The organism is Actinacidiphila sp. bgisy145 (assembly GCF_057708125.1).
In genome coordinates this window covers 1-9,938 of the sequence record NZ_JBYIRL010000085.1, presented here as the reverse complement: position 1 = coordinate 9,938, position 9,938 = coordinate 1, and the positions used below count along the sequence as shown (strand labels likewise).

At 69.7% G+C, this 9,938-nt stretch carries 1 protein-coding gene; it reads right to left on the bottom strand.

The genetic code is table 11. The features are described from left to right. A partial coding sequence (locus tag AC3ERT_RS36160) for an SDR family NAD(P)-dependent oxidoreductase (protein ID WP_435179373.1) occupies window positions 1-9,938 on the bottom strand: 9,938 nt, incomplete at both ends.

The following is a 9,938-nucleotide window of genomic DNA, read 5'->3' as shown; positions in this document are numbered from 1 at the left end:
CCCACGCGCCCATCCACGGGATCAGAAACATCCAGACTCTCCAGGTCCCAACCGCGATCACCAGGGAAGCCCGACATCGCATCGGAGCCTTCCGCAACCAGCCGCCAGAAACCCTCCGGATCCTCCACTCCACCCGGGAACCGACAACCCATCCCCACAATCGCCACCGGCTCATCCGTGCCGGCCCGCGGCGTCGGCACAGCGCTCGCCCCAACGACCCCGTCGGTCCCGCACGCCTCGGCGACCAGATACCGAGCCACCTCCAGCGGCGTCGGCTGGTCGAAGACCAAGGTCGCGGGAAGGCTCAGGCCGGTCTCGGCCGCGAGCCGGTTACGCAACTCCAGCCCCGTCAGCGAATCGATGCCCATGTCACGGAACGCCCGCTGGGAATCGATGTCCCCGGGCCGGGCATGGCCCAGGACAACGGCCGCGGCGGCCCGAACGACCTGCAGGACTTCCTTCTCCCGATCGGCAGGGCTGAGCGCGGCCAACTGGTCCGCCAGGCCATCCGCGTCCGCGGCAACAGCCGCGCTAGGACGGACCAGAGCACCCCCAGCCAGACCCCGCAGCAGTGCGGGCACCGGCCGACCTCCACGAGACAGCCCTGTCAGGTCGAGGCGGGTCGGTACCGCCAACGGCACACCCCACGCGACCGCGGCCTCGAACAACGCCAAACCCTGTTCCGTCGACATCGGCTCGAGGCCACCACGACGCAGACGAGACCGACCCGCGCCATCCAGATGCCCGGTCATCTCCGAGGTCTGTTCCCACAGCCCCCACGCCAACGACTGACCAGCCAGGCACCGATCCCGGCGATAGACAGCCAGGGCGTCCAGGAACGCGTTCGCCGCCGCGTAACTTCCCTGCCCCGGATTGCCCACGATGGCCGCGGCCGAGGAATACAACACGAACCCGGCCAAGCCCGCGTCCTCAGTCAACTCGTGCAGGTTCCAGGCCGCGTCAGCCTTCGCCGACAGGACGGTCGCCATCCGCTGCGGCGTCAGTGACTCGACCGTCGCGTCATCGATCACCCCGGCGGCATGCACCACCGCCGTCAACGGCCGGTCGACCGCAATCTTGGCCAGGACCGAGGCGAGGGCATCCCGGTCGGCGGCATCGCCGGCCACCACCCGGACCTCCCCGCCCAGCTCAGCCAACTCCGCGACCAGACGCGCCGCGCCCGGTGCGGCCGGGCCACGTCGCGACACCAACACCAAGTGCCGCATGCCACGAACGGTGACCAGGTGCCGGGCCAACTCCCCGCCCAGAGTCCCGGTCCCGCCGGTGACCAGGACGGTGCCGTGCGGGTCCCAGGCGGCGGGGACGTTCAGCACGACCTTGCCCACATGCCGGGCGGCCTGCAGATGACGCAATGCCGCGACCACCTGCGACAGCTCGAAGCACGTCACCGGCGGCGGCTTCAATATCCCGGCCTCGAACATCACCCCGAGCTCCGCGAGCATCTCCCCGACCCGCGGCACACCAGCATCCATCAGATCGAACGCTCGGTAGACCACTCCCGGATAGGCCGCAGCAACCTGCTCGGCATCACGGATATCGGTCTTGCCCATCTCGACGAACCGACCACCACGCGGCAACAACCGCAACGACGCGTCCGTAAACTCCCCCGCCAAGGCGTTGACGACCACGTCCATGCCCGCACCACCGGTCACGCCCAGAAACCGCTCACAGAAGACCAGATCGCGCGTCGAGGCAATGTGGCTCTCATCGATGCCCATCGCCCGCAACGCCGCCTGCTTCGCCGGACTCGCGGTCGCGAAGACCTCCAAACCCCATTCCTGAGCCAGCTGCACCGCAGCCGTGCCCACCCCGCCGGTCCCGGCATGGATCAACACCCGCTGACCGGGACGGACCTGGGCCAGATCCCGCAACGCATAAAACGCCGTCAAGAACCCCACCGGCACGGATGCGGCCTCCTGGAACGACCACCCCCGCGGCACCGCAGCCACCAGCCGGCTGTCCACCACCCCCACCGGCCCCCACCCCGGCACCAAACCCATCACCGACTGCCCCACCACCAGACCATCCACCCCAGGTCCGGTCTCCAGCACGACCCCGGCAGCCTCCAAGCCCATAGCCCGGCCATCCGAGACCATTCCCAGACCGGCGACCACATCGCGGAAGTTCACGCCCGCCGCCCGCAGACCCACCCGCACCTGACCCGGCAACAACTCAGCGCTCGCCTCGGGAGCATCGACCACAGCAGCACTGCCCAGATCACCCGGCTCCTCCACCTCCACCCGCCAACCCGAACCACCAGGCAACACCAACTCACCCGACGCACCCGCCCGGACCAGCCGACGCCCGAACACCACCACGGTCCCACCGTCAGTAGTAGCGGGGCGGATGCGGACCTCGGGTTCATCAGCACCCAAGGCCAGGGCCAGTACGGTGTCCACGTCAGCGTCTTGGGTCGGGTCCAGGTCGGTGGCCGGGTCTACGTCGACCAGCAGCACACGCCCCGGGTGCTCGGACTGCGCCGAACGCACCAGGCCCACGACCGCGGCACCGGCCAGGTCCTGCCCGGTGGCCGCGCCCTGGGTCCAGACCACCAACCGCGAACCAGCGGTCTCGGGATCGGCCAGCCACTCCTGCACCCAACCCAACACCGTCGCAGCAGCCATCTGAGCCGCCTCCGGCGCCGAAACCCCCAACGGGGCAGCCGGCACTGGCGCCACCACCACCGGAGCCACCTCGGCCCCACCGTGCCGCGCCCACTCCACGGCAGCCGACGTCTGTGCAGGCAGCGGAGCCCAGTCTACGGTGAACAGCGATTGCCTGGGCACCCGACCCGACCCGACCAGTTGCCCCGGCGCAACCTCCCGCAGCACCAACGACCGGGCCGCCAGCACCGGCTGACCGACACCATCGAACGCGGTGACCGAGATCCCTCCTGACCCGGCGGCCAGCACCACCCGCAAGTGACGCGCACCGGCGGCCAGCAATCGCACGCCCGACCACGCGAACGGCAACTCCGTCCCCCCACTGCCGTCACTAGCGGCCAGCAAACCGTGCAGAGCGGCATCAAGCAGAGCGGGATGCAAGCCGAATCCGGCAGCGTCGGAGTCAATGATCTGGGGCAGTTCGACTTCGGCATAGACGGTGTCCCCGGCACGCCATGCCTGGCGCAGGCCCTGGAACGCCGGACCGTAGGCGTAACCGCGCCGGGCGAACTTCTCGTAGGCGTCGTCGACCGGGACCGCCACCGCGCCGACCGGAGGCCAGACACCCAGCGGGGCGGGGACCGGCTCGCCATCGGCCGGGGCCAGCACGCCCACCGCGTTCCGCACCCATTCGCCCTCCCCCTCGCGAGAGGAGACCGTTACGGTTCGCCGGCCGCTGTCGCCCACGTGGACCTGCAACTGGACGCCATCGGAGGAGGAAAGGACCAGGGGCTCCTGGAGCGTCAACTCCTCCAGGACACCACACCCGGCCAGATCAGCCGCATGCATCGCAAGGTCGACGAACGCCGTGCCGGGTAGCAGCACCGTGCCGTGGACCGCGTGGTCGGCCAGCCACGGCATCGCAGCCAGCGACAACCGACCCGTCAACACCAACCCATCACCATCAGCCAGCCACACCGCAGCCGCCAACAACGCATGCCCAGCGGCCTGCACACCCGCCGACGGCAGATTCCCCACCCCCACAGCGGCCTTGGGCCAGTAGTGCTGCCGCTGGAACGCATACGTCGGCAGCCCAACCTTCACCGCCCGACCCTCATCAGCGGTCACCGCGGCCCAGTCCACCTCCACGCCCGCCGACCAAGCGCCCGCCAGTGCGGTCAGCCACCGGTCCCGGCCACCGTCACCACGCTGCAAACTGCCCGCCGCGACCAGGCCCTCACCCGCCTGCGCAACCGCCATACCCAACACCGGATGCGGACTGACCTCCACAAACACCCGATGCCCCTCAGCCACCAACCCGGCAACAACCTCACCGAACCGCACCGGCTCCCGCAAATTCCGATACCAATACCCGCCATCCAGTTGGGCGGTATCCACCACCCGCCCCTCAAGCGTCGAATAGAACGGCACCGCACCACTGACCGGGGACAGTCCCGCCAGATCCTCGCCCAACAGGTCCTCGACCGCTTCAACATGTGCGGTGTGGGAGGCGTAGTCGACCGCGATCCGTCGCGCCCCACGCTCCGCGAACGCCTCGACGAACTCCGCACACGCCTGCGCGGCGCCGGCCACCACGACCTGGCGGGGAGCATTGACCGCCGCGATCGACAAGTCCCCACCCCAGCGGGCAATCCACTCCCCCACCTCCTCCAGACCGGCCGGCACCGACACCATCCCACCCGTCCCCGCCAGATGCCCGGCCAACGCCCGACTACGCAACGCCACCACCCGCGCGCCGTCCTCCCACGACAACCCACCCGCCACACACGCCGCCGCGATCTCCCCCTGACTATGACCCACCACCGCAGCCGGCTCCACCCCAGCTGCCCGCCACAACACCGCCAAACTCACCATCACCGCCCACGACGCCGGCTGCACCACCTCCACCCGCGACAACAACCCCTCATCCCCCAACACCTCACGCAACCGCCAATCGACAAACGGCTCCAACGCCCGCTCGCACCGCTCCATCGCCGCCGCAAACACCGGCTCCTCCTCCCACAACCGCACTCCCATCCCCACCCACTGCGCACCCTGACCCGCAAACACAAACACCGGCCGCACCACCGAACCACCAACCCCAGACACCACACCGCTCACCACACCAGGCCCCACCTGCCCCGCGACAACCGCAGACAAGCCCTCCACCAACTCGCCACGGTCCCGGCCCACCACCGCAAGCCGGTGCGAGAACCCCGTCGTCCGCGTCACCGCCAACGACAACGCCACATCCCCGACCCCCACCCCCGGACGCGCCGCCACAAACTCCGCCAACCGACCCGCCTGCGCCACCAACGCCGCATCAGACCGCGCCGACACCACCCACACCACCGCACCCGCAGACTCCGACCCCACCTCCGAGACAAACTCCTCCCCATCCAGAACTTGTCCGTCGCCGGCAGATACGTCCAGGACAGGGGCCTGCTGCGCGGGCTGTTCGAGGATGAGGTGGACGTTCGTGCCACTGATCCCGAACGCCGACACACCCGCCCGCCGCGGACCAGAGTCCGCCGGCCACTCACGCGGGGCGGTCAGCAGCTCGACTGCTCCGGCCGACCAATCCACATGCGACGACGGGGCATCCACATGCAGGGTCTGCGGCAGCATCCCGTGCCGCATCGCCTGCACCATCTTGATCACGCCCGCGACACCCGCGGCCGCCTGGGTGTGGCCGATGTTCGACTTCACCGACCCCAGCAACAACGGCCGCGCCGGATCACGATCCTGCCCATAGGTTGCCAGCAGTGCCTGCGCCTCGATCGGATCACCCAACGCCGTGCCGGTGCCGTGCGCCTCCACCACGTCAACGTCACCGGCCTTCAAGCCCGCACTGGCCAACGCGGCCCGGATCACCCGCTGCTGCGAGGGACCATTCGGCGCCGACAGACCGTTACTCGCCCCGTCCTGGTTGATCGCGCTACCGGCCACCACCGCCAGCACCCGATGCCCACGCTCACGCGCAACCGACAACCGCTCCAGGACCAGCACACCGACACCCTCACCCCACCCGGTGCCATCAGCCGCCTCCGCGAACGGCTTGCACCGCCCATCAGCAGCCAACCCCCGCTGCCGCGCGAACTCCGTGAACGTCCCAGGCGAAGCCATCACCGTGACCCCGCCGGCCAACGCCAGCGAGCACTCCCCCGACCGCAGCGCCTGCGCCGCCAAGTGAATCGCCGTCAACGACGACGAACACGCCGTATCAATCGAAACCGCAGGACCCTGCAACCCCAACGCATACGCCACCCGACCCGACGCCACACTCGCATGGGTCCCGGTGATCCCGTAGCCGCTCGCGTCGTCACGCTCACCGACCCGGTACTCCGACGTGATAATGCCGGCGTAGACCCCCGTGTCGGTCCCCTTCAGCGAACCAGGGGCAATGCCCGCGTCCTCCAATGCTTCCCAAGAGGTCTCCAGCAACAGCCGCTGCTGCGGGTCGGTCCCCAACGCCTCACGCGGACTGATCCCGAAGAACTCCGCATCGAAATCACCCGCACCATCAAGGAACCCACCCACCCGGGCATAACCCTCACCCCCGTCACCGGCATCCGGGTCCGGCAAGCCAGCCACGTCCCAGCCACGGTTCACCGGGAACCCCGACATCGCATCAGAGCCCCCCGCAACCAACCGCCAGAAACCCTCCGGATCCTCCACCCCACCCGGGAACCGACAACCCATCCCCACAATCGCCACCGGCTCATCCACCCCGACACGGACGGTTGCCGCGGCAGATACGGCAGCCATGGCCTCGGTCCCACATGCCTCTGCGACCAGATACCGAGCAAGTTCCAGCGGGACGGGGTAGTCGAAGACCAGGGTCGCGGGAAGGGTGAGCCCGGTTTCGCTCGCGAGCCGGTTGCGGAGCTCCAGCGCGGTCAGCGAGTCGATGCCCATCTCGCGGAAGGCCTGCTGGGAGTCGATGTCCCCAGCGTTGGCATGGCCCAGGATGACGGCGGTGCCGGCCCGGACGATCTGCAGGACTTCCTGCTCGCGATCGGCAGGGCTGAGCGCAGCCAACCGGGCCGCCAGGCCACCCACGACCGCAGCCTCAGCCGCGGACCGACGAACCGAGACACCACCCGCAACCAGACCTCGCAACAGGGGAGGCACCGGCCGACCAACTCGCGACCATGCGGCCAGGTCCAGCTGGGCCGGGACCACCAACGGCACACCAGACGCGGAAGCAGCCTCGAACAGGGCGAGACCCTGCTCCGTCGGCATCGGCTGAACACCGCCGCGACGCAGACGGGACAGGTCAGCGCCATCCAGATGCCCGGTCATCTCCGAGGCCTGTTCCCACAGGCCCCAGGCCAGCGACTGACCGGCAAGCTGCCGATCCCGGCGATAGACAGCCAGCGCGTCCAAGAACGCGTTGGCGGCAGCGTAGCTGCCCTGCCCCGGGCTACCCAGGGCGGCCATGGCCGAGGAGTACAGCACGAACCCGGCCAGTCCCATGTCCTCGGTCAACTCATGCAGGTGCCACGCCGCGTCAACCTTCACCGACAGCACCGGCGCCATCCGCTGCGGCGTCAACGACTCCACGGTGGCGTCATCGATCACCCCCGCGGCGTGCACCACCGCCGTCAACGGCCGCTCCACCGCAACCTTGGCCAGCACCGAGGCGAGAGCGTCCCGGTCAGCGGCATCACCGGCCACCACCCGGACCTCAGCACCCAGCTCAGCCAACTCCGCGACCAGACGCGCCGCGCCCGGTGCGGCCGGGCCCCGCCGCGACAACAACACCAGATGCCGCATGCCACGAACGGTGACCAGGTGCCGGGCCAACTCCCCACCCAACGTCCCCGTGCCACCGGTGACCAGGACGGTGCCCTGCGGGTCCCAGGCGGCGGGGACGTTCAGTACGACCTTGCCCACATGCCGGGCGGCCTGCAGATGACGCAATGCCCCGACCGCCTGCGACAGCTCGAAACACGTCACCGGCGGCGGCTTCAATATCCCGGCCTCGAACATCACCCCGAGCTCAGCGAGCATCTCCCCGACCCGCGGCACACCCGCGTCCATCAGATCGAAGGCCCGATAGACCACCCCGGGGTATGCCTGGGCGACCTGCTCGGCATCACGGATGTCGGTCTTGCCCATCTCGACGAACCGCCCACCACGCGGCAACAACCGCAACGACGCGTCCGTGAACTCCCCCGCCAGAGCATTGACGACCACATCCATGCCGGCGCCACCGGTCACGCCCAGGAACCGCTCACAGAACGCCAGATCGCGTGTCGAGGCGATGTGGCTCTCATCGATGCCCATCGCCCGCAACGCGGTCTGCTTCGCCGGACTCGCGGTGGCGAAGACCTCCAAACCCCATTCCTGAGCCAACTGCACCGCAGCCGTACCCACCCCGCCGGTACCGGCATGGATAAGGACTCGCTGACCGGGACGGGCCTGGGCCAGATCCCGCAGTGCATAAAACGCCGTCAAGAACCCCACCGGCACCGATGCGGCCTGCTGGAACGACCACCCCCGCGGCACCGCAGCCACCAGCCGGCTGTCCACCACCCCCACCGGCCCCCACCCCGGCACCAGACCCATCACCGACCGCCCCACCACCAGACCATCCACCCCCGGCCCGGTCTCCAGCACCACCCCGGCAGCCTCCAAGCCCATAACCCGGCCATCCGAGACCATTCCCAGGCCGGCAACCACATCACGGAAGTTCACACCCGCCGCCCGCAGACCCACCCGGACCTGACCCGGCAACAACTCAGCGCCCGCCTCAGGAGCATCGACCACCGCCGCACTGCCCAGATCACCCGGCTCCGCCACCTCCACCCGCCAACCCGAACCACCAGGCAACACCAACTCACCCGACGCACCCGCCCGGACCAGCCGACGCCCGAACACCACCACCCCCTCGTCCCCGGAACTGACGCGGACCTCAGGCTCATCAGCACCCAAAGCCAGAGGCAGAACGGTGTCCACGTCAGTGTCCCGGGCAGGGTCCAGCCCTGCCGTCGGGTCGGCGTCGACCAGCAGCACACGCCCCGGGTGCTCCGACTGCGCCGAACGCACCAAACCCACCACCGCCGCGCCCGCCAGGTCCTGCCCGGTGGCTGCGCCCTGGGTCCAGACCACCAACCGCGAACCAGCGGTCTCGGGATCGGCCAGCCACTCCTGCACCCAACCCAACACCGTCGCAGCAGCCAACTGAGCCGCCTCCGGCGCCGAAACCCCCGACGGGGCGGTCGGCACCACCGCCACCACCACCGGAGCCACCTCGGACCCGGCCGACTCACCATGCCGCACCCACTGCACCACGGCGGTGTCAGAGTCCTGCGGGGAAGGCAGCGGAACCCAGTCCACCGTGAACAGCGACTGCCACACCTGCCGACCAGTACCGGTGAGCTGACCGGCCGAAGCCTCACGCAGGGCCAACGACCGGACCTGCAAGACCGGTTCACCCGCACCGTCAAAAGCCGTGACCGAGACCCCACCAGGCCCGGAAGCGAACGCCACTCGCAGCCGGCGGGCATCGCTCGCCAGCAGCCGCACGCCCGACCACGCGAACGGCAACTCCGTCCCGCCATTGCCGTTGCCGGCGCCGGCGGCCAGGAGACCGTGCAGGGCAGCGTCGAGGAGGGCAGGATGCAGGCCGAACCCAGCCGCATCGGAGTCGATGACCTGGGGCAGCTCCACCTCGGAGTAGACGGTGTCCCCGGCCCTCCACACCTGCCGCAGCCCCTGGAACGCCGGACCGTAACCGTAACCGCGCCGAGCCAGCCTCTCGTAGGCATCGTCGACCGGAACCGCCACCGCACCCGCCGGAGGCCAGACACCCAGCGGGGCGGGGACCGGCTCGCTGCCGACCGGAGCCAACTCGCCCACCGCGTTCCGCACCCACTCGCCCTCCCCCTCACGGGAAGAGACCACGACCGTGCGTCGACCACTGCCGCCATCACTGTCGCCGACGTGGACCTGCAACTGCACGCCACCGGAGGTGGGAAGGACCAGGGGCTCCTGGAGCGTCAACTCCTCCAGGACACCGCACCCCGCCAGATCGCCGGCGTGGACGGCCAGGTCCACGAACGCCGTCCCCGGCAACAGCACCGTGCCGTGGACCGCGTGGTCGGCCAGCCACGGCATCGCAGCCAGCGACAACCGACCCGTCAACACCAGCCCATCACCCTCGGCCAGCCACACCGCAGCCGCCAACAACGCATGCCCGGAACGCTGCTGACCAGCCGACGAAGCATCCTCACGACCGGCCACCGGCTTCGGCCAATAGTGCTGCCGCTGAAACGCATACGTCGGCAGCCCAACCTTCACCGCCCG